24 protein-coding genes are annotated in these 25,281 nt (G+C 65.2%); 10 read left to right on the top strand and 14 right to left on the bottom strand.

Features of this window, described 5'->3' with window-relative positions; translation table 11 throughout:
- Positions 1–17 precede the first annotated feature (17 nt).
- The 6 genes from GQB00_RS20205 (at position 18) to GQB00_RS20180 (ending at position 4,061) form a co-directional block, all read left to right on the top strand.
- Entirely contained in the window at positions 18–818 is an 801-nt protein-coding gene (locus tag GQB00_RS20205; RefSeq protein ID WP_165857602.1) for a symmetrical bis(5'-nucleosyl)-tetraphosphatase, read from the top strand.
- A complete protein-coding gene (locus GQB00_RS20200) occupies positions 808–1,236 on the top strand; it encodes a DUF423 domain-containing protein (protein WP_416234172.1) in 429 nt (142 codons plus the stop codon). The genes GQB00_RS20205 and GQB00_RS20200 overlap by 11 nt, the downstream gene beginning before the upstream one ends.
- Entirely contained in the window at positions 1,214–1,414 is a 201-nt protein-coding gene (thiS, locus tag GQB00_RS20195; RefSeq protein WP_111498135.1) for a sulfur carrier protein ThiS, read from the top strand. Before GQB00_RS20200 ends, thiS begins: the two co-directional genes overlap by 23 nt.
- A gap of 75 nt (positions 1,415–1,489) precedes the next feature.
- Positions 1,490–2,284, top strand: coding sequence for a thiazole synthase (locus GQB00_RS20190; protein WP_111498134.1), 795 nt, complete (start codon positions 1,490–1,492; stop codon positions 2,282–2,284).
- 171 nt (positions 2,285–2,455) lie between these two features.
- Positions 2,456–3,058: a nucleoid occlusion factor SlmA gene (gene slmA / locus GQB00_RS20185; RefSeq protein WP_111498133.1), complete on the top strand. Its 603-nt coding sequence runs from the start codon at positions 2,456–2,458 to the stop codon at positions 3,056–3,058.
- Positions 3,059–3,212: 154 nt separating this feature from the next.
- A complete protein-coding gene (locus GQB00_RS20180) occupies positions 3,213–4,061 on the top strand; it encodes a substrate-binding periplasmic protein (RefSeq protein WP_228276959.1) in 849 nt (282 codons plus the stop codon).
- Here GQB00_RS20180 and GQB00_RS20175 read toward each other — a convergent pair.
- The 5 genes from GQB00_RS20175 to GQB00_RS20155 form a co-directional block, all read right to left on the bottom strand.
- Positions 4,044–4,844, bottom strand: coding sequence for an inositol monophosphatase family protein (locus GQB00_RS20175; protein WP_165857601.1), 801 nt, complete (start codon positions 4,842–4,844; stop codon positions 4,044–4,046). The two genes, GQB00_RS20180 and GQB00_RS20175, sit on opposite strands and share 18 nt — an antisense overlap.
- Before the next feature lie 137 nt (positions 4,845–4,981).
- Complete coding sequence (locus tag GQB00_RS20170) at positions 4,982–6,277, bottom strand: pyridoxal phosphate-dependent aminotransferase (protein WP_111498130.1); 1,296 nt, start codon at positions 6,275–6,277, stop codon at positions 4,982–4,984.
- A 194-nt stretch (positions 6,278–6,471) separates the two neighbouring features.
- Positions 6,472–8,142 carry an acetolactate synthase large subunit gene (locus GQB00_RS20165; RefSeq protein ID WP_165857600.1) on the bottom strand — a complete coding sequence of 557 codons (1,671 nt, stop codon included), beginning with the start codon at positions 8,140–8,142 and terminating at the stop codon, positions 6,472–6,474.
- A gap of 108 nt (positions 8,143–8,250) precedes the next feature.
- Positions 8,251–8,580, bottom strand: coding sequence for a DUF3301 domain-containing protein (locus GQB00_RS20160; protein WP_111498128.1), 330 nt, complete (start codon positions 8,578–8,580; stop codon positions 8,251–8,253).
- Positions 8,581–8,582: 2 nt separating this feature from the next.
- Complete coding sequence (locus tag GQB00_RS20155) at positions 8,583–9,455, bottom strand: prephenate dehydratase (protein WP_165857599.1); 873 nt, start codon at positions 9,453–9,455, stop codon at positions 8,583–8,585.
- A gap of 98 nt (positions 9,456–9,553) precedes the next feature.
- On the opposite strand from GQB00_RS20155, the gene GQB00_RS20150 reads away from it, so the two are divergent.
- Positions 9,554–10,057 carry a DnaJ domain-containing protein gene (locus tag GQB00_RS20150; protein ID WP_165857598.1) on the top strand — a complete coding sequence of 168 codons (504 nt, stop codon included), beginning with the start codon at positions 9,554–9,556 and terminating at the stop codon, positions 10,055–10,057.
- A gap of 16 nt (positions 10,058–10,073) precedes the next feature.
- Here the strand turns inward: GQB00_RS20150 and GQB00_RS20145 are convergent, their stop codons facing one another.
- Positions 10,074–10,859 (bottom strand): secretin N-terminal domain-containing protein, encoded by a 786-nt coding sequence (locus GQB00_RS20145; protein ID WP_165857597.1) that lies wholly within the window; start codon positions 10,857–10,859, stop codon positions 10,074–10,076.
- Positions 10,860–11,339: 480 nt separating this feature from the next.
- Here GQB00_RS20145 and GQB00_RS20140 point away from each other — a divergent pair, with 480 nt between their 5' ends.
- A complete protein-coding gene (locus GQB00_RS20140) occupies positions 11,340–12,425 on the top strand; it encodes a 3-deoxy-7-phosphoheptulonate synthase (protein WP_165857622.1) in 1,086 nt (361 codons plus the stop codon).
- 51 nt (positions 12,426–12,476) lie between these two features.
- Here GQB00_RS20140 and GQB00_RS20135 read toward each other — a convergent pair whose 3' ends face one another.
- The 8 genes from GQB00_RS20135 to GQB00_RS20100 all read right to left on the bottom strand — a co-directional run bounded on the left by GQB00_RS20135 (position 12,477) and on the right by GQB00_RS20100 (position 22,264).
- A complete protein-coding gene (locus tag GQB00_RS20135) occupies positions 12,477–14,414 on the bottom strand; it encodes a methyl-accepting chemotaxis protein (protein ID WP_165857596.1) in 1,938 nt (645 codons plus the stop codon).
- A gap of 138 nt (positions 14,415–14,552) precedes the next feature.
- Entirely contained in the window at positions 14,553–15,200 is a 648-nt protein-coding gene (locus GQB00_RS20130) for a LysE family translocator (protein WP_165857595.1), read from the bottom strand.
- A gap of 174 nt (positions 15,201–15,374) precedes the next feature.
- Positions 15,375–16,241, bottom strand: a complete 867-nt coding sequence (locus GQB00_RS20125; RefSeq protein ID WP_111498122.1) for a heme ABC transporter ATP-binding protein — start codon at positions 16,239–16,241, stop codon at positions 15,375–15,377.
- Between the two features lies 1 nt (position 16,242).
- Positions 16,243–17,280, bottom strand: coding sequence for a FecCD family ABC transporter permease (locus tag GQB00_RS20120; RefSeq protein WP_165857594.1), 1,038 nt, complete (start codon positions 17,278–17,280; stop codon positions 16,243–16,245).
- Complete coding sequence (locus tag GQB00_RS20115) at positions 17,270–18,136, bottom strand: heme/hemin ABC transporter substrate-binding protein (RefSeq protein ID WP_228276957.1); 867 nt, start codon at positions 18,134–18,136, stop codon at positions 17,270–17,272. Before GQB00_RS20115 ends, GQB00_RS20120 begins: the two co-directional genes overlap by 11 nt.
- Positions 18,127–19,224: a hemin-degrading factor gene (locus GQB00_RS20110; RefSeq protein WP_165857593.1), complete on the bottom strand. Its 1,098-nt coding sequence runs from the start codon at positions 19,222–19,224 to the stop codon at positions 18,127–18,129. The genes GQB00_RS20115 and GQB00_RS20110 overlap by 10 nt, the downstream gene beginning before the upstream one ends.
- Positions 19,225–19,452: 228 nt before the next feature.
- Positions 19,453–21,672, bottom strand: coding sequence for a TonB-dependent hemoglobin/transferrin/lactoferrin family receptor (locus GQB00_RS20105; RefSeq protein WP_165857592.1), 2,220 nt, complete (start codon positions 21,670–21,672; stop codon positions 19,453–19,455).
- Between the two features lie 274 nt (positions 21,673–21,946).
- Positions 21,947–22,264: a DUF2061 domain-containing protein gene (locus GQB00_RS20100; protein WP_207950883.1), complete on the bottom strand. Its 318-nt coding sequence runs from the start codon at positions 22,262–22,264 to the stop codon at positions 21,947–21,949.
- 284 nt (positions 22,265–22,548) lie between these two features.
- Between GQB00_RS20100 and GQB00_RS20095 the strand changes: the two genes are divergently transcribed.
- Positions 22,549–23,022: a Dps family protein gene (locus tag GQB00_RS20095; RefSeq protein WP_111498118.1), complete on the top strand. Its 474-nt coding sequence runs from the start codon at positions 22,549–22,551 to the stop codon at positions 23,020–23,022.
- Positions 23,023–23,246: 224 nt separating this feature from the next.
- Entirely contained in the window at positions 23,247–25,202 is a 1,956-nt protein-coding gene (locus GQB00_RS20090; RefSeq protein ID WP_228276955.1) for a choice-of-anchor I family protein, read from the top strand.
- Positions 25,203–25,281 lie beyond the last annotated feature (79 nt).

Here is a 25,281-nt window from a genome sequence, read left to right as displayed (position 1 = left end):
ACCGATACAACCGCATCATGACCGACTATGCCGTAGGCGACATCCAGGGTTGCTATGAGCGCCTGATCGACGTCCTCGACAAGGTGGATTTTTCACCATCGCGGGACTGCCTCTGGGTGGCGGGGGACCTGATCAATCGTGGTCCGTCGTCCCTGGCCACGCTGCGTTTCATCGAGAGCCTGGGGCCCTCCGCCCGCGTGGTGCTGGGCAATCATGACCTGCACCTGCTGGCGGTGGCCCTGGGTGGCCATTCGGTCAAGCGCAAGGACACGTTGCAGGAGATCCTCGACGCCGAGGACGCCGTCTACCTGACCGACTGGCTGCGGCGCCAGAACCTGGCGGTCTATGACGAGCGTCGCGACGTGTTCATGAGCCACGCCGGGTTGCCTCACATCTGGACGGTGCCCGAGGCCATGGATTACGCCCGGGAGCTGGAGTCGGTGTTGCAGAGCCCCGACCCCGCCGGTTATTTCCGCGAGATGTACGGCAATGAGCCGGCCGGCTGGTCGGACGGGCTGACCGGCATGGACCGCTGGCGGGTGATCACCAACTACTTCACCCGCATGCGCTTTATCGCCGAGGACGGCCGCCTGGACCTGCTGACCAAGGATGCCGCCGCCAACGGACCGGACGGCTACCTGCCCTGGTTCCGGTTCCCGCGGGATGACCGGACCCGGGTGATCTTCGGCCACTGGGCGGCACTGGAAGGGCGCACCGGCATCGACCGCTACATCGCCCTGGACACCGGCTGCGTGTGGGGCGGGCAGCTCACGCTGATGAACCTGGACAGCGGGGAGCGCATCCACTGTGACTGCTGAGCGCCGTATCCTGCGCTGGGCCCTGTTGTTGGGCGCCCTCGCCGCGCTGACCGGGGTTATGGCTGGAGCCTTTGGCGCGCATGGCCTGCGCCAGTCGGTGACGCCCCGCAGCCTGGAGGTCTTCCAGACCGGCGTCACCTACCAGATGTACCACGCCCTGGGGCTTATAGCCGTGGCTCTGCTGGGGCTGGCGGGCCTGGGCCGGCGCTGGCTGACCCTCGCCGGCGGTTTCTTTGTGCTGGGCATCGTGCTGTTCAGCGGCAGCCTGTACGGGCTGGTGCTGCTGCAGTGGGCGGCCCTGGGCCCGGTCACTCCGATCGGAGGCCTGTGTTTCATGATCGGCTGGGTCTGTCTGATGATCGCGGCCGTCAAGCGACAACCGGAGGACGATCAACGTGTTGATCCAGCTGAACGGTGAATCCCACGACCTGGCGGACAACGCCACCGTGGCCACACTGATCGACGAACTCAAGCTGACCGGCAAGCGGCTGGCGGTGGAGGTGAACGAGGACATCGTCCCGCGCAGCCTCCACGGCGAACACCGGCTGCAGGCTGGCGACCGGGTGGAGGTGGTCCACGCCATCGGCGGGGGCTGAGCCGGCGCCCGGAGCAATCCATTGACTGTGTATTCATCGACCGGCGGCTGCGTCCGCCGTTATCAGGACTGAACTATGACCGAGCCGAAACAGGACAAACCACTGGTTATTGCCGGACAAACCTACACCTCGCGCCTGCTGGTGGGCACCGGGAAGTACCGTGACCTGGAACAGACCGGCCAGGCCATCGAAGCCAGCGGCGCGGAAATGGTGACCGTGGCCGTGCGCCGCACCAACATCGGCCAGAATCCGGACGAGCCCAACCTGCTGGATGCGGTATCGCCGGAGCGCTACACGATCCTGCCCAACACCGCGGGTTGCTACAGCGCCAAGGATGCGGTGCGGACCTGCCGCCTGGCGCGGGAGCTGCTCGACGGCCACAACCTGGTCAAGCTGGAAGTGCTGGGGGAAGAGAAGACCCTCTATCCGAACATGCCCGAAACCCTGGAGGCCGCCGAGACCCTGATCAAGGACGGTTTCGACGTGATGGTGTATACCAGCGACGACCCGCTGCTGGCCAAGCGCCTGGAAGAGATGGGCTGCGTCGCCGTGATGCCGCTGGGCGCACCGATCGGGTCGGGGCTGGGCATCCAGAATCGCTACAACATCCGCATGATCGTGGAAAACGCCGAGGTGCCGATCCTGGTGGACGCCGGCGTGGGCACCGCTTCGGACGCTACCATTGCCATGGAGCTGGGCTGCGACGGCGTGCTGATGAACACCGCCATCGCCCAGGCCGGCGACCCGATCCGCATGGCCCGCGCCATGAAGCTGGCCATCGAATCCGGCCGTGAGGCCTACCTGGCCGGCCGCATGCCGCGCAAGGCCTACGCCAGCGCGTCGTCACCGATCGACGGCACCTTTTTCTGATAATCTTTAATCCTTTTCACGTGCGGGGCCTTCGGGCCCCGCTCTTTAATGAAGAAGACAAGTCGCCGAAGAGCGGCCATCACGACAAACGCTGAAAAGAGCGATAACAACGGGGCTCAGCGCTGACCCCTGAAAGACGACCCAATAATCTTTCGGAGCTGGAATTACCGAATGACAGACAAAACACCGAGCCGCCGCGAGCGGATCCTGCAGACTCTGGCCGAGATGCTGGAAACCGACCCCGATGCACGGATAACCACTGCGGCGCTGGCGCGCTCGGTGGGGGTTACCGAGGCCGCCCTGTACCGGCACTTCCCCAGCAAGAAAAAGATGTTCGAGGCCCTGATCGACTTCGTGGAAGAGACGGTCTTCTCCCGCTGCCAACGCATCCTGCAGGATGAAGAAGACGCCCAGGCGCGGCTGCGTAATCTGGCCCAACTGGTACTGGTGTTCGCCCAGCGTAATCCGGGGCTGTGCCGCGTGCTGACCGGCGACGCCCTGGTGGGCGAGGACTCGGCCCTGCGCCAGCGCGCCTCCCAGTTCTTCGAGCGCCTGGAAACCCAGGCCCGCCAGGTGATCAAGGAAGGCGAGATCCGCCAGGGTTTGCGCCCGGCCACCAGTTCCGCCCGTACGGCAGAGTGGTACATCACCCTGATTGAAGGCCGCATCCAGCGCTTTACCCGCTCGTCGTTCAGTCATCGTCCGGATGCCCACTTCGACGAATTCTGGAATGCCACCCAGCAGGGCATCTGGCGCGTCGCCGAGCCGGCCTGATCCAGGGCATCCCCGTCGTCTTTACGGGCGCAGATCCTGGCGGAGCCGCTACACTGAACGGGGTGGTCGAAGACAGGAAGCCGGTTGCGACCGGGCGACGGCCACCCGATTGGGGCCCGGTCAAGGGAGGAGGCGAGCGCTGCAAAGGATCAGGATGTCCGGATTATTCCAGACGTGTGCAAGGATTCTGGCGATCGTCGCCGGCATGATGCTGGTGGCGACGACGGTCGATGCTGAGGACAGCGGGATGCCGGCCGATCGCATCGTGCGCATCGCCACCGGGGACTGGCAACCCTATGTCGACTCCGCCAAGCCGGATTTCGGGCCCCTGGGCCATGTCATTCGCACCGCCTTTGCGCGGGCCGGCTACGAGGTCCGCTACCGCGTTTTCCCCTGGACCCGCAACGCCCAGTTCGTGGCCACCGGCGAGCAGGACGCGATGATGCCCTACTACTGCTCCACGGAGCGGGCCCGGAAGTACCGCTGCAGCCTGCCCATTGTCAGCGGTGAGCAGGTCTTCTTCCACCGCGACGGTGACTCTCTGGACTGGGATTCAATGGCGGATCTGGCCGACCAGACCATTGGCGCGACCCTGGGCTATTTCTACGGAGGCTCCTTCGAGCGGGCCGAGCAGCGCGGCACCATCGCCGTCAAGCGTATTGCCGACGATGCGGCCAACCTGCGTCTGCTGCTGCGCGGCCGCATCGATCTCTATCCGCAGGACCGGGCGGTTGGCTACGGGATGATCCGCGCCAACCTGCCGGAGTCCCAGTGGCACGGCATTACCCACGATCCGCGTCCCCTGCACCGGGAATCCCTGCACCTGCTGTTCGGGCGCCAGGGCGAGCGGGGCAAGCAGCTGATGACGGTCTTTGACCGCGAACTGCGCGCCATGCGTGACAGCGGTGAGCTGGAGCGGCTGCTCAACCCCATCTACGCCGACCAGCGGGCGGTGCGCGGCGCGCCGGCGAGTGACGCTGAGCCGTCAGGCGTTATGCAGTAGCGCCTGCAGGTCGTCGAACAGGGCGGGGGCGCTGATCAGGATATCCTGACCCCACAGGTCGTCCGGATAGCCTTCCGGCACGGCGTTGAAGTGCCCGCAGCGGGCCCCCGCCTCCAGCGCGATCACCCGCGCCGCCGCGAAATCCCAGGGACTGACGCTTTCGTAGTAGGCGTCCAGGCGTCCCGCCGCCACCCAGCAGATATCCAGCGCCGCTGAGCCGATCCGTCGCAGGTCACGGCAGGTGTGGATCATGGCGTCGAGCCGGCGCAGGAGCGGCGCCAGGGCGTCCTTGTTGTAGGGGAAGCCGGTGGCGAACAGCGCTTGGCGCGGGGTGTCGGCGCCGCTGTTACGAATCGGCTGGCCATTGAGGGTGGCGCCGTCGCCGAGAATGCCGCGGAAGGTCTCGCCGGAGAAGGGGGCATGCACCACGCCCACCCGCACCCGGCCGCGTTCGGCGTAGGCGATGGACACAGCCACCTGGGGATGGCCGTAGGCGTAATTCACGGTGCCGTCGATCGGGTCGACGATCCACAGAGGGGTGTCCAGGTTCTCCGCCTGGCTCCGGTCCGGCGCGGTTTCCTCGGACAGGATGCGGTGGTCGGGAAAGCGCTCGCGGATGGCCTTGGCGATAAGCTCGTCGGCCATCACGTCAGCGTGGGTGACCAGTTCGGTCTGGTCCTTGTAGTCGGTGCGCAGCGTGTTCTCGCTGCGTTCTCGGGCGATCAGTTCGCCGGCCTGGCGGGCGATCTGCTCGGCAAAATCGGCAATGTCGGACAGGGACACGAGAGTTTCCTTCGATAGTTGCGCGGTTCGCGGGATAGCGTGGTGGGAACAAGCATGCCTGCCAGGGGTGGCAGGCACAATGCCGGCGGGATCCGGGATGACCGATCCCGCCGGCGATTCGACGCAAACGGTCGGCGTCAGAGAGCCTTGAGCCACTGCTCCAGCTTGTCCATGGCCAGGATCAGGCGCGGGCAGGCCTGGTCGATGAACGCGTCGTCCAGGTCGCGGTCGGCGAAGTCGTTGCCGGCCAGGCGCAGGGCTTCGCTGCCGTCGAAGTCGACGAACGCCAGGCGCGCACTCAGCTTGTCCGGCACGAAACCGAAGTCGCTGGCCGGCAGGATGGCGATGCCGGTGTCCTCGAGTAGGGCCTTGCACAGCGCGGCGCTGGTCTTGATGTCGTGGTCGGCCAGCGCGTCCCGGTACTCGCAGAAATCCGGGAACAGGTAAAAACCGCCCTGGGGTTTCTGACACCAGATGTTCATGGCCTCCAGGCGCCGGTGCAGGTATTCACCCAGCACCTTCAATACCCGGCGCGACTGCTTCAGGTACTCATCGATGTCCTCGCCGCCGTTAAACGCGGTAATGGCGGCGTGCTGTATGGGCGAGGCGGTGGAGGTGAAGGTCTCGCTGGCGATGATGGCCATGGCGTCCTGCAGCGGCCGGAGCTCTTCCGGGAACACGAAACAGCCCAGGCGCCAGCCGCCGGCGCCGGCCCACTTGCTCAGGCCCGTGCTGATGATGGTGCCCTCGGGGTAGTAGCGGGCGATGGACTTGTGCTTGCCCTCGAAATGCACTTCCCCGTAGATTTCATCCGACAGCAGGATGATACGGTACTTGCGCGCCACGTTGGCGATGGCCAGCAGTTGCTCGTCGGTGTAGGTGCAACCGGTCGGGTTGGACGGGTAGTTGAGGATCAGGATGCGTGGCCGGGTCGGATCGTCGCGGCAGATGATGTCCAGTTCCTCGGCGGTCAGCTGCCAGTTGTTCTCGGCATGGGTCGGCAGCCAGTGCACCGAGCGGCCGATGATGCGTGCCTGGGGTGCGTAGGATACCCAGCTCGGGCGTGGGATCAGCAGATCGCCGTAATAGGCCAGCTGCAGGATGAACAGCAGCTCCTTGGAACCCGGGCCAATGAGGACGTCTTCCCAGGTGGAGCGGGCATGCTGGCTTCGGTTGATGTAGCCGGAGATGGATTCGCGCAGGCCCTTGAGGCCTTTGACCGGCAGGTAGTCCTTTTCGGCGGCGTGCTCGCGCAGGGCTTCGGTGACCCGCTCGGGCACCGGGAACGGCGACTGGCCCAGGCCCAGTTTGATGATGTCGCGTCCCTGCTGGCGCAGGTGGTTGCTCAGTTCGTTGATGCGCAGGGTGGCGGACGGCTGAATACCGCGAACGTTCAGGTTGATGGCATAGCGGTGGTCGGTTTGTATGTCCATGGCTCCGGTCTTTGTGTGGGGCGTGATTCCGAAGGAATCTCCAAACAGGCACCGAGACGGCCTGCTGTGGCACGCAGCGTCCATCGAAGGGACGCCGGTGCCTGTTCAGCGGTTCCAGAGCCAGTATAGAAAATCGCCACCGCGGATGAAGCCGTTACCGCATAGGTGATTGCCGAAATAAAAACTGCAACCGATTATCCGGTCCGGTCGCAGGTGAGCGCCTTCAGTTCCTGGTTGAAAACCCGCTCGTTCTCGCTGTAATCCACCGGCACATCAACCAGGTGAACGCCGCCTTCCTCAAGCGCTTTGGCGAGGGTGGGCGCTAACTCGTCGGCGCTCTCGATACGATGGCCGGTGGCGCCATAGGATTCGGCGTAGCGGACGAAATCCGGGTTGCCGTAATCCAGGCCGAACGATTCAAAGCCGTCCTGGGCCTGTTTCCACTTGATCATGCCGTAGGCGCTGTCGTTGATCAGCAACACCACGATGTTGAGGTTCAGGCGCACCGCCGTTTCCATCTCCTGGCTGTTCATCATGAAGCCGCCATCGCCGCAGATCGCCATGATCTTCTTGTCCGGGTAGAGCATGGCCGCGGCCATGGCGCTGGGCAGGCCGGCGCCCATGGAGGCCAGGGCGTTGTCCAGCAGCACGGTGTTGTTGTCGTAGGCCTTGTAGTTGCGGGCAAACCAGATCTTGTACATGCCGTTGTCCAGGGCAATGATGCCGTCGTCGGGTATGACCTGACGCACGTCGGCGACAATGCGCTGGGGCAGCACCGGGAAGGCGTCCGAATCGACCCGTTCTTCCAGGTGGTTTTCCACCGACTGCTTGACCCGCATGAATTCGGCGAAGTCGTGGTGCTCGCAGGCGCCGCAGTGCTCGGCCAGCCACTCCACGCTGTTGGCGATGTCGCCCACGACTTCGTGCTGCGGAAAGTAGACCGGGTCCACGTCCGCCGGGCTGAAGTTCACGTGGATGACCTGCTTGCCGCCGGGATGCATGAAGAACGGCGGCTTCTCCACCACGTCGTGACCGACGTTGACCACCAGGTCGGCGTGGTCGATGGCGCAGTGCACGAAGTCGCCGTCGGACAGGGCCGCGTTGCCCAGGTAGCGCGGGTGGCGCTCGTCCACCACGCCCTTGCCCATCTGGGTGGTGAAGAAAGGAATGCCGGTGGCTTCGACCAGGTGGATCAACGCTTTGGAAATGCGCTTCCGGTTGGCGCCGGCGCCGATCATGATCAGCGGATGACGCGCCTTGCGGATCAGGTCGCAGGCCTGTTGCAGACTCTTGCTGCTGGCGGTGGGCCGGCGTGCGTCGCTGGGGCTGAAAATGTGGGTGTCCGGCTCGGCGTGTTCCGCCGCGATGTCCTCGGGCAGCTCCAGGTGGACGGCGCCCGGGCGCTCCTCGGTGGCCAGGCGCACCGCCTCGCGCAGCTTGGCCGGTATGGTGTTGGCGTTGGTGATCTGGCGGGTGTACTTGGTCAGCGGCCGCATCAGGTCCACCACATCGAGGATCTGGAACAGCCCCTGCTTCGACGACTTGATGGGCTTCTGGCCGGAAATCATCAGCATGGGCATGGCGCCAAGCTGGGCGTAGGCAGCGGCGGTGACCAGGTTGGTGGCGCCGGGGCCGAGCGTCGACAGGCAGACCCCCACGCGTCCGGTCAGGCGGCCATAGGTGGCGGCCATGAAACCGGCGGCCTGCTCGTGGCGATTGAGAATCAGGCGAATGCTGGAGTTGCGGATCGATTCCAGCAGGTCCAGGTTTTCTTCCCCGGGTACGGCGAAGATGTACTCCACCTTTTCCTCTTCCAGTGCCTTAACGAAAAGATCCGAGCCCTTGATGGGTGCGTGTCCGGTCATGCTGGCTCCCTGTGTCGCAATTGGTGGGGCCATTCACTATGAGCGATGGCCTTACCCTCAGGCAAGCGGGCGGCGTTACCGGATTGTCAGGGGCGCGGGTGATCGCCGTCAGTGGAGGTCGCTGGGCGGCATGCGGTGGGCGTCCAGCTGCAGGTGCTCGATGCGCTTGCCCAGCAGGATGGCGCGGCCGGTATAGCGCTCCTCCCCGGTGGCGGTGAACTCGAACAGGAAGCGCCGCCACACCCGGATGCGGCCTTCCGGATCGCGCTTGAACCAGAGCCCGCGCAGGTAGACCGCGTCGTCGAGCAGGGTCACGTCCATGCGCTTGCAGTAGCGGCGTGCGGCGTCGAGCACCAGGTCCTTGATCTCCTTGGCGCGCCACCAGTACCAGGCCAGAAACCCGAACAGGAACAGCAGGGTCAGGTCGAACAGGGTCACGGTCAGTCCCGGAACTGTCGGCTGGCGCGGAACGGGTGGGCCTCGTAGGTGCCCAGGATGCGCAGGTCCTCGGCGAAGAAGCCCAGTTCCTCGATGGCCAGCTGCAGCGGGCGCTGGTCCACGTGGCCCTCGATGTCCACATGGAACTGGCTGGCGCTGAGTTGTGACCCGAGGATGTAACTTTCCAGCTTCACCATGTTGACGCCGTTGGTCGCGAAGCCACCCAGGGCCTTGTACAACGCCGCCGGAATGTTGCGCACCCGGAACACGATGGAGGTGATGTAGGCCTTCTGCGGATCGAACGCCGGCTGGATCTCGGTGCCGGACAGGATGATGAAGCGGGTGGTGTTGCCCTGTACGTCCTGGAACTGGTCGTCGAGGATTTCCAGCCCATACAGCTCCGCCGCCAGGCTTGAGGCGATGGCGCCCCGCGAGCGGTCGTTGCCCTCGCTCACCGACAGCGCGGCGCCGGCGGTATCGAGCATGGCTTCGGCGTGCATGCCGGCCTCATCGATGTGGCGGGCGCACTGGGCCAGCGCCTGGGGATGGGAGGACACGGTTTTGATGTCCTCGGCGCGGGCGCCGGGCAGCCCCATCAGGCAGTGGTTGACCGGTTCGAAGTGCTCGCCCACCAGGTGCAGTTTGAGTTTGGGAATCAGCCGGTAGATCTCTTCCACGCGGCCGGCGGTGGAATTTTCCAGCGGGATCATGGCGCGGGCGGCCTGGCCGGTCTCGACCGCGCGCATGGCGTCGAGGAAACTGGGGCAGGGCTGCACTGGCTGGTCCGGAAAGACTTTCTGGCAGGCCAGGTGCGAATAGGCACCGCGGTGCCCCTGGAAGGCGATGGCGGCGTCGGCGGGTAAATCGTGGCTCATGGCGGTATCCTGATCCGGTAAGGCCGGGCCAGCTTAGCAAAGCTGGTATCCTCCGCCCATCATACTGGTTTTGAACGGTTTCGGGAGTCTGACACAGCATGCACTGGATCCTGGGAATTGGCCTGACGGTGTTGGCGTTCTACATGCTGCGCCACTGGGGCGACCTGCCGGAGGAGAAACGCAAGGCCTACCTGTTCCGGGGTCTGGCCGGTGGCTTCGTGCTGTTGATGCTCCTGCTGTTGCTGACCGGGCGGATCCACGTGCTGGTGGCGGCGGTGGGCGCGCTGCTGCCGTTCCTGCGCAAACTACCGGCCCTGCTGAAATACCTGCCGCTGGCGAACCGGCTGTACCGGGATTACAAGGGCGGGGCGAATCAGGGCCAGCAGCAGGCCGGTGGAACCGGGGCGCGCCCCGGCAGCGGGCGGATGAGTGTGGAACAGGCGCGGGAGATCCTGGGGCTGGAGGCGTCGGCCTCGCGGGACGACGTCATCGCCGCGCACCGCCGCCTGATTCAGAAAGTGCATCCGGATCGGGGCGGCAACGATTTCCTCGCGGCCCAGATCAATGAAGCCAAGGCGGTCCTGCTGGACCGCCAGGTCTGACTCACATCATCTGCATTCACATCACTTCGACCTTCACCTCGAAGTGCTGGGAGCGCTGGCTGCTGCCGCCCACCTCATAGGTAATGCCCGACTGGTTCCCGCCCTGGCGGGTTTGCGTGCTGCCCAGCTCGAACCAGTCCCCCGGGGCGACGCGGCGCATGGTCACGACGCCTTCGGTTTCGTAACCGGCGGGCAGGTCGCCCTGGGGCGTATTGTCGAACGCCATGATCTGCAGCTGGATCTGCTGGCGTGAGATCACCTGCGGTGTGATAACGAAGCCACTGCTGATATCCACCTGATCGAGCAGTACCGCCGGGTTAAACCCGCCCTGCACGGCGACCGGCAGCGCCCGCACCTGGCCGGACTTGATGTGGGCCGACTGGCCATCCTGCACCACCAGGGTCTGCTCCTGGTTGCGCCGGGTGGTGGTGACCTTGTTCTCGGCCTGCACCGACACGTTGCCGTTATTGATGGATACGCCACCGCCCTGGCGCTGGCCGCTGCGGCCCTGGCCACTGCGTACGGTAATCCGCAGCTGCACCGGCGCCACATCCATGGTGCCGATCAGCTGTTCGATCTCGTTGAGCACTTGGGGCTCGGCGCGGACCGCCAGGTTCTGGCCCTGGGCGGTGACGTTGAGCTGGTCCTGGGGATAGAGCTGGCGCAACTGGGCGGCGATGTCATCGGCCGGCCGGTTGTTCAGCGAAAAGGTCCGCAGTTGAGGAGCGGCCAGCGCCGCGTGGGTCATGAGCAGAAGCAGCAGGGTGACGAGCCCGCGGGTGAACACGCCGTCTTTGAACATCCATGAATCTCCGGTGGTTGCAATGTGATCAGAGTGCGCTATGATGCTGAGCATGATGACTTCACGTGACGCCTGTCAATTTCACTCTGTAGCGGCTGCTGGTAACCCGGCGGGCGTTGTGGCGTCCGTGTACTTTTGGTGGTTTGCCTATGGCTTTTATTTTAGCCAGAGGTCGGGCCACGCGTAGAAAACCTTCACAGATTCAGAAGGCGGCCCGGCGGAAACCCAGGCTGCCACCGGACTTGAAAAGCCCCGATCGGCAGCCAGCCATCGGGGCTTTTTCATTTCGGACTGAAAGGACGTGAAAGGACACAAACATGAGTAGCGAAGCTCAAGCACGCAGACAGCTTCTTTGCAGCCGACGGCTCTCCGGCCAGAACGGTTGGCGATTTATCAGCGGCTGGCGTTATTGAACGTCAGCCCGCGGGTTTTACCGATTTCTGATGATTGCCAATACGTTTCTGAACCGGAGTACTCATGATGAACATGCCACTGACAGCCACCGACACCACCATCGATCAACGATCGACCCTGCCCAGCGAAACCGCGACCCAGACCGTCGTAAAACTGCCGACGCCGGCGCAGCTGCGCCAGGAGCTGCCGCTCAGCGCCGACCTGGCGCGCCAGATTGCCGAGCACCGGGAAACCGTGCGCCGGGTGCTGCTGGGCGCCGACCCGCGCATGCTGCTAGTGATCGGTCCCTGCTCGGTGCACGACGAAGTGGCCGCCCTGGAATACGGCGAGCGCCTGGCGCGGCTGGCGGAGGAAATCAAGGACCAGTGCGTGGTGGTGATGCGCGCCTACGTCGAAAAGCCCCGCACCACCGTCGGCTGGAAAGGTCTGATGTACGACCCGGAGCGCACCGGCGAGGGTGACATGGCCCAGGGGCTGGTGCGCTGCCGCCGGCTGTTGCTGAACCTGGCCAACCTCGGCCTGCCGCTGGCGACCGAGGCACTCAACCCGGTGGGCTTCAGCTACCTGGAGGACCTGGTGAGCTGGACCGCCATCGGCGCCCGCACCACCGAATCCCAGCTGCATCGGGAAATGGCCTCCGGCCTGCCCATGCCGGTGGGCTTCAAGAACGGCACCGACGGCAGTGTGGGTATGGCGGTCAACGCCATGAAGTCCGCCGCTCACGGCCATCACCGCCTGGGCCATGACGACGACGGCCACCCGGCCATGATCCTGACCCCGGGCAACCGCGACGTGCACCTGGTCCTGCGCGGCGGCCGCGGCATCACCAACTACGATCCCCAGAGCATCGCCGGGGCCACCGCCGCCCTGCGCGAAGCCGGCGTGATGCCCTCGGTGATGGTGGATTGCAGCCACGACAACGCCCAGAAACAGGCGCACCGCCAACTGGATATTGCCCGCCACGTCATGGCTCAGCGCGGCGCCGGTAATACCGACATCCGCGGGCTCATGCTGGAGAGTTTCCTGGAGGAAGGACGCCAGAACGACGGCGAGGAGCTGATCTACGGGTGCTCCATCACCGATCCCTGCCTCGGCTGGGAGCAGACCGAAACGCTGCTGCAATCGCTGGCGGCGATGGGGCGGAATCCGTAGGGCGTTGTCCGGATCGGCGAGGCTGTAAGACGGGCAGGCCTTTAGCCTGCCCTAAACCTGAAACCGCCCGACGGCCTGCGCCAGCCGCTGCATGGCGCCATCCAGCTCCCGCGCCACGGCGGACGCCTGGGCGATGGCGCTGCTGGAGCGTTCCGCCGCTTCGCTGATGTTCACGGCGTTGCGGTTCACTTCCTCGGAAACCGAACTCTGTTGCTCAGCCATGGAAGCGACTTCCGTGGTCATGTCGAACAGCTGTGACGTGGCGCCGTCGATGTTGCTCATCAGGGCATCGGATTCGGCGAAACGCTGCTGGCCGTTGCGGGTCAGCTCCGATGCCGCGCCAATCGCCCGGACCGCGTTCTGGCTGCCGTCCTGCAGCGCCTCGATGTTGCCACGAATCTCCTCGGTGGAATCCTGGGTGCGGCTGGCCAGTCCGCGCACCTCGTCCGCCACCACCGCGAACCCGCGCCCGCTCTCACCGGCCCGGGCCGCCTCGATGGCGGCGTTCAGCGCCAGCAGGTTGGTCTGCTCGGCGATACCGGCAATCACGTCCAGCACCGTGCCGATGGCCTGGCTCTTGGTATCCAGCGATTCAATGACCGTCGTGGTGTCGGCGACTTTCTCCAGCAGTGCGTTCAGCTCGGTGTTGACCTGACGGGTGATGTCCCGGTTGCGGGTCATGTCGCCCTTGATCGTGTCCACGTGGCTGTTGGCCTGCTGCACGCTTTCCGCCACCTGCTGGATGGAGGCGCCCATCTGCTGCATGGCGGAGGTGAGCTGCTCCAGCTCCGCCCGCTGCTGCTGCGACGACTGGTCCGCCTCGCCGGCGGCGCCGGCCAGTTCGGTGACCCGCTGACGGGTGTCGGCCACGGCGCCGTGTACCTCGCGGATGGTGTCCTGGGTGCGGCCGATGAAGCGGTTGAGCGCCCGGGCGGTGTCGGTCATCTCGTCCTTGCCGGTTTCCGGCACACGGCCGGTCAGGTCCCCGTCGCCGTCGGCGATCTCCGCGGCCGCCGTGCGCTGGGCGTTCAGGCGGCTGATCACCCGGGCACCGATCACCAGCCCGATGATCAGGATCAGGGCGACGGCGCTGATGACCAGAACCACCAGGACCGACCGAATCAGCCCGTCGGACTGATTATCGGCGGTGCGGCGCAGGCTGTCGGTGACCTGGCTGAACTCCAGGCTGACCGCCATCAGCACATCGTTCAGGGGCTCGCTGATGCTGGCCGAGGCATCGGCGATGGCGGATTGGGTGGCCTGGGTGGCGGACTGCTTGAGGGTATTGAAACGCTCGGTCAGGGCTTCGGTTTCCTGGGCGATGGCGGCGTTGCTGACCCCCAGCACCAGCTTGCCGATCTCCACGTCCTGGGAGGTGACCGGCAGCTCGATCACCCGGGTCTGTGCGTCGTCCGGGGCCGCGTCCAGCACACTGCGCACGGAGCTGCGGATGGGACTGGCGTCGATCAGCCGCTTCACGTTCGGGTTGGTGCGATCCACATAGCGGGTCAGCGGGTTGCCGTCCCGGTCCAGGTAGATGGCGAAGATCACATTGGGATTCTCGTGGGCCATTTCCACGAAGCGGGTGAGGGTGGGCACGTCGTTGTCCCAGACGTAGGGGGCGGCGATCTGGGCCAGGATCTGGCCCACCGTGCGGCTGGACTCGACCAGCGTCTCCTCGAAGCGGTCGATCACCCGTTGTTGCTCGGATTCGAGCGAGGTGGTCAGGCTGTTCTCCAGCTCGGTCTGGACGTTGCCGGTGAGGTTGTTGACCACCTCATCCAGCCGGGCCTGGTCCTCCTCCAGCGTGGTGCCCAGTTGCGCACCGGCGCTCTCCAGTTCCGTGGCGATCGCGTTTTCCAGTTCGCCCACGTTGTGGCTGGTGATCAGGACCACCAGCGCCACCTGGGCGGCGGCCGCGACCAGCAACGCCAGAAACAGCGGACGCGCCAGCCGACTGCTGAGCGCGTTCTTGATAAAACCGAGCATAGCGAACCCCTACTGCCATAGCGCGCCCCGCGGAGGCGCCATCACACAAATGGTCCCGGAACCGCCTTGTTGTGGCCGCTGCCGGCGTCGAATCCGGCGAAAAGCGGCAGGTTTTATCCCGGGGTCTGGTTTGTGGCGTTATGGAGCAGTTTCTGTGCCAGTCGCCGCCGACAAGGCCAGCCGTCCGGCCAGTGCCAGCAACAGCCCGCCCATGATCCGGTCGAGCCAGTGGCCGAAGCGGCCGAACGCCCGACGCACCCGGGGCAGGGTGAAGAACAGGGCGACAATGCTGAACCAGAGCCCCGTGGCCAACGCCATGTAGACACCATAGAACACCTGCACGCCGGTGGGGGTATCCGGGCTGATCATCAGCGAGAACACGGAGACGAAGAACAGCGTCGCCTTGGGATTGAGGGCGTTGGTCAAAAAGCCCAGACGGAAAGCTTTGGCGCCCGACTGCCGGGACGTGCTGCCATTCCCCACCTGGATGCTGCCCGGTTTGGAGCGCAGGCACTGCAGCGCGATCCAGGTGAGGTAGAGGGCGCCGACCACTTTGAGGATATTGAACAGGAAGATCGACTGCTGGATCAGCAGGCCAATGCCCAGCAGGGAGTAGGTCACATGCACCAGAATGCCCAGCCCGACGCCAACCGCCGTCAGCAGCGCGTTGCGCCGGCTCTGTGACAGGGCCTGGCGCAGCACCACCGCGAAGTCGGGACCCGGGCTGGCCACGGCCAGCAGGTGGATCAGGGCAATGGTCAGGAATTCGGGCAGAAACTGGAGCATGGGGGCCTCGTGGAACCGGTGAATAGGCCAGCATTCACCAAACGCCGGGAAGCGTCAACGCCCTGAAGTGCTCTTCGCGGCGCGGTGGGTGCGGTTCCCGCCATGCCCGGCCGGCTGGACATGGCGGGAGCGCTCCATAACAGTGCGCGTGAGCCGGGCGCCCGCTTGCCGGGCTCAGCGTGGGAGCGAAGCGGCGGGTCGTATCGGGGCCGGTGAGGGTTCGCTGGCACCGGTCGCCGGCTCCGTGAGCGGAATCACCATCGGGTAGCCTTCGGCCAACCGTTCCACGCGGGCGGAGAGGCCGTACACGTCATACAGGTTGGCGCTGGTCAGGACCGATTCCGGCGTCCCCTCGGCGAACAGCCGGCCGTTCTTCATCAGCACCAGGCGGTCGGCAAACTGGGCGGCCAGGTTGAGGTCGTGGACCGCGACCAGCAGCCCGGCACCCGCATTGGCCATGCCCCGCAGGCGCTGGAACACCAGTTGCTGGTGCGCCGGATCCAGTGCCGAGGAGCACTCGTCGAGCAGCAGCAGGCGCGGCCGGGGCTGATCCCAGACCTGGGCCATCACCCGCGCCAGCTGCGTCCGCTGCTGTTCGCCGCCGGACAGGGTGGGCACCAGGCGTGTGCGCAGGTGGGCGATGTCCAGCCAGTCGAGCAACTCGGCCATCACTGCCGAGCGGCGCGCCTGGGGTTCGCGCGGGCGTCCCAGGGCGACGACTTCTTCCACCGTCATGGGGAACTGGAGATCGACCTTCTGCGGCATCACCGCCCGATGGCGCGCCAGTTCCTTGCGGTGCCAGCGGCCCAGGGGCCGATCACCGAAACCGACCTGACCGGCGGCGCTGGCGGACAGCTCCCCCGCCAGGGTACGGATCAGCGTGGACTTGCCGGCCCCGTTGGGTCCCAGCAGGGCGACCATCTCGCCCGCCGCCACCTGCAGCGAGATGTCGTCGAGAATGGGGTGGCCACCCAGCGCGACGGAGACGCCGCTCAGTTGCAGCAGGGCCGGCGTCGGGGCGGAGGGTGTGATGTCGGACATATCAGGCAAACCGGTTACGCATCAGCATGGTCAGGAAAAACGGCCCGCCGAGTAAGGCCATCATCAGGCCGATCGGCAGTTCGGACGGCGCGACGATCACCCGCGCCAGGCAGTCGGCCAGCACCAGCAGGGCCGCGCCACCCAGGGCGCAGGCCGGCAGCAGCAGGCGGTGGCCGGCGCCGAACAGCTGGCGCAGCAGGTGCGGCACCACCAGACCCACGAAACCGATCAGGCCGGTAACGGCAACCGCGGAGCCGACCCCCAGGGCGGCGAGCAGGATGGCGCCGCGCTTGACCCAGTCGGTGGAGTAGCCCAGATGACCGGCCACCGGTTCGCCCATCAGGAAGGCATCCAGCGGGCGCGCCAGGGCGGGCGCGATCAGCAGCGTGGCGATCATCCAGGGGCCGGCCATCCACAGGTCTTCCCAGCGCGCGTGGGCCAGGCTGCCCATGGTCCAGAAGGTGAGCGAGCGCAGCTCGCTGTCGTCGGCGTAGAAGGTCAGAACCCCGGTGCCGGCGCCGGCGATGGCGTTGATGGCGATGCCGGCGAGCAGCAGCAGGGATACGCTGGTCTGTCCCTGGCGGCGGGCAATGCGCCAGGCCAGTAGCGTGGTGACGGTGCCGCCGATAAAGGCCGCCAGCGGCAGGGCCCAGCGCCCGGCGAATGCGATCCAGCCGGCGAGGCTGGAGCCTCCCAGCACGATCACCGCAACCGCACCGAAAGCGGCGCCGCTGGAGACCCCGATCAGGCCCGGGTCGGCCAGCGGATTGCGGAACAGGCCCTGCAACAGGGCGCCGGAGACCGCCAGCACGGCCCCGGTGAGCAGCCCCAGCAGCAGACGCGGCAGGCGGATGTCCCAGAGCACCAGGTGCGCTGTCTGATCGCCGGGCATGGCGCCGACGGCGAGCCTGGTCAGGTCATCGAGGCTGATCGGGTAGGCCCCGCTGGACAGCGCCAGGACCGCCGCGACCAGCAGCATCAGCACCAGCCCCGAATAGTTCAGGGCTGGCGGCAGCCGGCGTATGCCGTCACTGGGCATGGGCGGTGGTCGCCGGGCTGGCGTTGGCGTCCGGAATCACGTTGGCGACGGTCTGCATGGCTTCCGCCAGGCGCGGACCGAAACCCAGCAACAGCATGGCGCTGGCGGCAACGTGATAGCCGTTCTGCCAGGCGGGCAGCTGCGTCAGCCCCGGCCACTGGTCGGCGCGGAACTCGCCCGGGCGCGCCTCGGCGATGACGATGGCGTCCGGCCTGGACACCAGCAGCGCCTCGCGGCTGGCGGGCTTGTAGCCGTTCACGTCGGGCAGGGCGTTGGCCAGCCCCAGCGTCTTGAGCAGGGCATCGGCGGCGGTGTCGCGACCGGCCAGCATGACGCCGTGGTCACCGGCGGCCAGCAGCACCAGTACCCGCGCGTCGGCCTTGCCGGCCATGGTCGCCTGCACCGCTTCGATCTGCTCGCGCATCCGGCCGGTCAGCGTCTGCGCCTCGGATGCGTGGCCCACCAACTCGCCGACCCGCTCGATTCGCGCCAGGGTGGCGGGCACGTCCCGCGCTACCGGCAACTGCACCACGTCCACGCCGGCGGCGGCGATGCGTTCGATGGTCTGGGCCGGCCCGGCTTCCTCGGTGGTGATCAGCCGGGACGGCTTGAGCGACAGCACGCCTTCCAGTGGCAGGGCGCGCAGGTAGCCGATCTTCGGCAGCGGGCCCACGACCTGCGGCGGATAGTGGCTGGTGGTGTCCACGCCCACCAGCAGGTCCGTTGCGTCCAGGGCGACGATGGTTTCGGTGATCGCGCCGTCGGCGCTGACCACCCGGGGCCCGGCCATGACCGCCGGTGCGGTCAGGGCGAGGTACAGGCCCAGGGCTCCGGCGAGGGATCGCATCAGGGGCATAGCCGGTTCTCCAGGGTCTGCATTTCCAGTCGCCAGGCCTCGTCTTCGGGCTGGCCGGGCTTGCGCGCGCCGAACAGCGTCAGTACCAGGGTGCCGCTGGCGTCGTAGCCTTCCAGCGAGGTGACGATGCCGTCGCTGGTGGGACGGCGCACCCGCCACCACTGCTCGATGCTGCTGACGTTGGCGTGCAGGTTGAATGCCGGATCGAGGATGTTGATCCACGGGCCGGTGGGCAGGATGCGTGACACCGGGCCGGTGTGGATCTGCACGATGCCGGGATTGCCGACGAACACCATGATCGGGCAGCCGCTGGCGCTGACCTGTTGCAGCAGTACGTTGAGCGCGCTGTCTTCCGGGCCCTGGTCGATGCCGTCGTCCAGGCGCCGGGCGGCATCGGTGCCGACCAGCTCCAGGGCGGTCAGGCGATCCACGTCGTGACGCTTGAGCAGGGCGTTGAAGTGATGCACGTCCTTGAGCTCGGCCCATTCCCGGCGCAGGGCGTCGGCGTCGAGGGTGGCCGGGTTGGTCCGTTGCAGCGGGGCGCGCGGCGCTTCGATGGCCGGAGCCTGGCCGGCATCGTCCAGGAAACGGTCCAGCAATGTCTGCCAGGCGTCGCGGTCGGTGTTGTCGGTGCGGTAGATCTTCTGCAGGGCCTGGCCGTGCCTGTCGAAGAACTGCAGGCTTTCCCGCTCGCCGGAGCGCACCTGTTCCCAGACCCGGAAGCCATAGGCCCACTGGCGGAAGAAGACGCGCACGTCGATCTGCCCCACCGCCAGGCCCATGGCGCCCGAGCCGGCGGTGTGGAAATCCTTGAAGGTGCCGGTGACTTCGTGCACCACCGACTCGTTGCGGGCCAGGATCATGACCTCGCCAACTGCGTCCATGGACTCCATCAGCGCGGGGAAGTCCGCCTTGAGCGGCTGCACCGTCTCCGGCTCCCGGCACAGCAGCAGGGCCAGTTCGCTGACCTGCAGTTCCTGTGCCGCCTGGCGGATGCGCAGCCCCGGGTTGTCGGCGCGCAGGGCCGCCCAGCGCTGTGCCAGCTCGGCACTGGCGGAGGGGTGCGGCGTGTGTGTGTCTGTCTGCATGGGATAACTCCGTTTTCGTCAGTTGATCAGCGGCCGGCTTGGTGTGGCGGCCGGGACCAACGCTGCGATCCCGCCTGGCGCAGGTTTGCCGGGCGGGATCGCGTCAAAGGCATTCGCGAAGCGCGTGGGCGGGCTCCTCGAAGACTCAATTAAAATTGATTATCATTTGCGTTTAAGGTCAGGTCAACCGGGCGGCATGCCCCGGCCCGATCCGCGGGCGTCGAGCCGTCAGAACACATACTCCGCGCTGACGCCGAAGTTGAGTCCCGGCTCCGACAGGCGATTGGCCGTGGCGGTGCTGGAGGCAATGCCGCGCACGTCGTCCCAGACCCAGTACTTCTTGTCGGTCAGGTTGAACACGCCACCGCGCAGGGTCAGGCCGTCGAGCGGCGTGACGTGGGCGGTCAGGTCGTACAGCTGGTAGGCGGACGGTGCGAACTGGCCGTCGCCGGCGTCGTAGTCGCTGACGTGATTGACGAAGGTGCCGGCCACCTCGGCGCCCCAGGCGTTGTCGGGATCCTCGAAGCCCAGCGCCAGCACGGCCTGGATCGGCGGAATGGATTCCAGGGCGGTGCCGTCCTCCAGGTTCTTGCCTTCGATGTAGGCCGCCGCCGTGCGGGAGTACCAGCCGTCCGCCAAGCCGACGGCGTCGTTCAGGTCCAGCGCGCCCTTGAACTCGACGCCGCGAATGATGGCGCGGTCCACGTTCTCGGTGGTGTATTCGCCGTACGGGTAATTGGCCGGGTCGACGCTGACGGAGACGGAACTCTGGATGAAGTCGTCGTAGTCGGTGTAGAAGCCGGTCAGCTCGGCGTTGCCGTAGCGGCCCTGGGCACGCAGGCCGAGTTCGACGAACTTGCTGTGTTCGTCGTCCAGGTCCGGGTTGGCGACGAAGCGGTAGCCGCGGCCACCGTCGTAGTCGTAGTAGAGCTCGTCGTAGGACGGCGTGCGGAAGCCCAGGCCGGTCTTGCCGAACAGCTGCAGGTTGGGCGTGAAGTCCCAGGTGCCGCCGATCTGGCCGGTGACTGCCTCGCCGCTGGCGCCGTCATAGTCCAGCGAGGTCAGGCCGTCGCTGTCCAGGTCATAGTCGTAGCTGTCGAAGCGCACCGCCGGTGTCAGGGAGCCGCGGTTGTCCGCCAGGCTCAGGCGATCCTGCAGGTAGAGGCCGATGCGGGTGGCTTTACCTTTTGGTGAGAAGCGGCTTTCGGACACGGTGTCGCTGTCCAGGTTGATGTCCTTCTGCAGGCTGTCGTAGTCGTCCTGCTTGAGCGTCAGGCCGTAGGCGATCTGCTGCGGCACACCGAAGGTGAGGTCTTTGCTGAAGTCCGTCTTGAGCTGGTAGGTGGTCTGGGTGTAGTCGCGATCCACCAGCCGGTTATAGCCGGAATAGACCATCTCGCTGCGGTTGACGGTTTCGGTGTCCTGCCAGTCCAGCTGCCAGTGCAGGTTGTCGAACAGGACGGTGTCCAGTTCGGCCTCCTGGTACAGGCCCAGGCGGTAGCGGGTGAGGGAGTCGTCGGTGGTGTAATCGTCGTAGGTCACGAAGCCGCTGGCGCTTTCCTCCGAGTAGAGGCGCAGCTCGGAGGTGGCCTTGTACTTTTCGGCCACCACCCCGATGCGACCACTGTCGGTCCGCTTCTGCAGCTTCATCAGGACGTTGTAGTTATCCACGTCGCCCGGGTTGGGTTCGGTGCGCTCGTCGCCGATGGTGGTGTCCCCCTCGCCGTCGCCGAAGTAGTTCTCCGTGTTGTCGGCGTTGCGGTTGGTGACGATCAGCATGGCTTCGTAATCGCCGCGCCGGCCGGCGACGGTGGCGGTCTCGAAGAAGCCGTTGTTGTCGCTGCGGTAACCGCCTTTGACGCTGGCGTAGGCGTCGTCGCCTTCCCCTTCCAGGAAGTTCTCGGGCGAGGCCAGCTGCATCGAAACGGTGCTGAAACCGGCGCCGCTCTGGGCGTTGCCGCCCTTGATGACAGACACCCCGGCGAGGGACTCGATGTCGGTACTGAGCCGACCGCTGTTCAGGTAGCTGGACGTCGGGCCATAGGCCTCGGCGGCTTCCAGGCCGTCGAACTGGATCGAGATGCGATTTTCATCGAGACCGCGCACGTTGAAGCCGGACAGGCCGAAGCGGCCGTTGTCCGTGGTCAGCACGCTCGGGTCGTAGCGGAAGATGTCATCCACCGAGTAGGACACGGTGTCGTCCAGGTCCTCGGCGCTGACGTCGGAGACCGAACCTTCCTCCCGTGCGGTCTTCTCGGTGGCGCTGCGGGCGCCGTCGGCGGTGACCTGGATCTGGGGCAGCTCGATGGTCGAGGTGTCGCCATCGTCGGTGTCGGAGCCGTTGGTGGCGGCGTAGATCATCGGGCTGGAGCCCATCAGGGTGGTGAACGCCAGGGGAATGAGGGTCTGGCTGGACAGGGAGAAATCAAACGGCTTACTTCGCTTCATAGGTCGTATCGCCATGCGGTTTAGTAAATACAAACAATAATGATTCGCATTAATGACTGGTATGTCAATAAAGAGGGCAGGCGGGCGGACTGAGTGAGTTGCTCAAAGTCATGTCGTTGTTAGCCCCAGGTGGCGGGATAACACACCACCGGGCCTCTGGCAGGGCGGCTTTCCGGGACGAAGCGGGCTGGCTGGAAGGTGTTTGTAAAAAACGTGTAAAAAAGCCCCGCGGGGCGGGGCAGAAGGGGGAAAGCCTTCAGAAAAACTCGACGGGTTAGGCCGCGGTGATGCTCGACATCTGGGTCATCGGACAACCCCGGCAGAGATCACCCGGCTGGTCGTTGCGGCCGCTGTCAGCACCATGGTTCCTCTGGGAGCGACGGTTCCACAGCTTCTCGTGGAAGAAGTAGGCCACCGTGTTGATGGCTGGCTCAACCATGGCAATCAGGCTGCCGATGATGATGTCGCCTGTCAGCACGTAGGCCACGGTGAAAGCGACGGTAAAGTGAGTACAGGCAAAGGTGATCGTCTTGGTCAGGGAGTGATCACCCTCCGCGCCGTGGTTATGGAAAAACAGCTTAAGTACACCCATGATCATCTCCGCTGGCTGACGTTGTACCGTTCCATTAAAACGCGACTGAGACCGATTATTAAGTAAATTGTATTTTTGTTTTCAATAGATGTCGGCTATTACTGATGTGAGCCGTCGGATGAGCCGTTAAAATGAGAAATCAGTCACCTGCGTTGAAAACGGCATAGCGCGCCCCTATGAATTGAATATGGTCAATAAACTTTCTAAGGAAAGCTCGCGTAGGTAAGTTAGAGAAAAAACGATCAGAGTTTAAAACGACTCGAAACTGACTGAGGGAGAACCCAATGAGCACGAACCTGATTGGATTGGATACCGGAAAAACCGAGCAACTGGCCAAGGATCTGAACGACCTGCTGGCCAACTACCAGATCTTCTACATGAACGTTCGCGGCTACCACTGGAACATCAAGGGCGACAACTTCTTCGAGCTGCACGCCAAGTTCGAGGAGCTGTACGACGACCTGCTGCAGAAAGTGGACGAAGTCGCCGAGCGTATTCTGACCCTGGGCCATCGCCCCGCGCACGCTTACAGCGCCTACATCGATCGCTCCGGGGTGAACGAGAGCCAGAACGTCAGCGACGGCAAAACCGCCGTTGGCCAGATCGTGGAAAGCTTCGCCAAACTGATCGGCAAGCAGCGTGAAATCCTCGCCACGGCCGGCGATGCCGAGGACGAAGGCACCGTTTCGCTGATGAGCGACTACATCTCCCAGCAGGAGAAAACGGTCTGGATGTACCGCAGCTACCTGGGCGAATAACCCGCCCGGATTGCCCTGTCCGCAAAGCCCCGCCCAGCGCGGGGCTTTTTTGTGTCATCGAGACGTCATCGCCCTGTCATTTAATCGTCATCCACGTGTCACCTGTCGCCCTTAGCGTCGTACCGGCGCTTCATGACCAAAAAACCAGACAATGGGCGAATGAGATGACGAATGACTCCCTTTCTAATGACTCCCTTTCCAAAGGCTCCCTGTTTAAAGACCCCTTGTTAAAAGACCCGCTGTTTAAAGAGTCCCTGTTCAAAAAGACGGCGCTGACCAGCCTCATCCTGGCCGCGACCCTGGGCCTGACGGCCTGTAACGACGACGATGACGACAACAGCGACGACCCCGAGACCCGGATCAGCATTGCGCTGGAACAGACCGGCCGCTACACCGACGACGGCAACGGCTTTGACGAAGGCTCCGCCGAGATCGTCGCCTACGACAAGGATTCCACCACGCTGTTCGTGATCAACGCGGAGGCCAACCGTGTGGACGTGCTCAACGTCCAGGATCCCACCAACCCCGAGAAAACCGGTGAGATCGACGCCGTCGACCAATGGGCCAACGCGGGCGGCATCAACAGCATCGCCTACGCCAATGGCCTGATCGCCATCGCCGTCGAGAACGACACCTCCACCGACGCCGGCCGGGTGCAGATCTACAACGCCTCGGATCTCAACTTCCGCGGCCAGACCGATGTCGGCAGCCTGCCCGACATGGTCACCTTCAGCCACGACGGCACCCAGGTGTTGCTGGCCAACGAGGGCGAGCCCAACGACGACTACAGCGTCGACCCGGAAGGCTCGGTCAGCATCGTCGACGTGACCGACCCGGACAACCCGGTGGCCCAGACCATTGGCTTCGGCGACTTCAATGCGGGCGGCAGCCGTGCGGCGGAACTGCCGGACGGTGTGCGCGTGTTCGGTAACTTCGGGCGGACCGAGCTGACCCTCGCCGCCGACCCGGACCCCGATGCCGATCCCGCCACGCTGGAGGTCAACCAAGACATCTCCGGCGTCAGCGTCAACGACTGGCTCACCCTGGCCTCGGAAGAGGGCGACCCGCTGCCGTATCAGGTGGCCGCGGTGGACAGCGTCAATGGCATCCTGACCCTGACGACCGATTTCGACGGCGATTCCGAGATTGCCGACACGCTCGCCGAAGCGGGCGCCGCCGGCCTGACCGTCTACCTCCACGACGGTGCGTCATCCGTGGCCCAGGACCTGGAGCCGGAGTACATCGCCGTTTCCCCGGACGGCACCCAGGCCTGGGTCACCCTGCAGGAAAACAACGCCGTGGCGATCATCAACATCGACAGCGCCTCCGTTGAGACGATCGTGGCCCTGGGCACCAAGGACTTCAACGAGGACGGCAACGGCCTGGACCCGTCCGACAAGGACGACGGCGCGAACATCGCCAACTGGCCGGTGCGGGGGATGTACATGCCGGACACCATCGCGTCCATCGAGATCGGTGGCGAGGCCTATTACTTCACCGCCAACGAGGGCGATAGCCGCGAATACGACGGCTTTGTGGAGGAACTGCGCTTCGAGGACGCGCCGCGCGAGGGCGACCTGAGCGACGCCGCGTTCGGCGACGAGGCCCAGTTGGGCCGCCTGGCCACCAGCCTGACCTCCGATACCGACGGCAACGGCGTGCTCGATACCCCGGAAATCTACGGCGCCCGCAGCTTCTCCATCTGGAACGCCGAAGGCAGCCTGGTGGCGGACAGCGGCAGCGACTTTGAAACCATCACCTTCGAGCAGCTGGGCGAGGACTTCAACAGCGACAACACCGAGAACGGCAGTGGCGACAGCCGCAGCGACGCCAAGGGGCCGGAGCCGGAAGCCATCGCCGTCGGTGCGATTGAAGACAAAACCTACGCCTTCATCGGCCTGGAGCGCGTGGGCGGCATCATGGTGTACGACGTCTCCAACCCGCAGGCGCCGGCGTTCGTCGAATATGTTACCAACCGCGATTTCGATTTCGACATCGAAACCCGCATCGACGACGGCGGCGAACCGGCCTACCTGGCCGGTGACCTGGGTCCGGAAAGCATCGTCTTCATCAGCGCCAGCGACAGCCCCAGCGGCGAGCCGATGCTGGCGGTGGGCAACGAGATCAGCGGCACCATGACCCTGTACACCGTCAAGGTGACCGAAGAAGCCGTGGAATAGGACGTTGGGCTCAGCGCCAGGTCCGAATGAAAAAGAGGCCCGGTTGGGCCTCTTTTTTGTTGGGCGGATGGGGTGTCCA

Origin of the sequence: Marinobacter sp. JSM 1782161 (assembly GCF_011421605.1) — a bacterium.
Lineage (GTDB): Bacteria > Pseudomonadota > Gammaproteobacteria > Pseudomonadales > Oleiphilaceae > Marinobacter_A > Marinobacter_A bohaiensis.
Note: the sequence above shows the minus strand (reverse complement) of the source record. Positions and strands in the feature narration are given on the sequence as shown.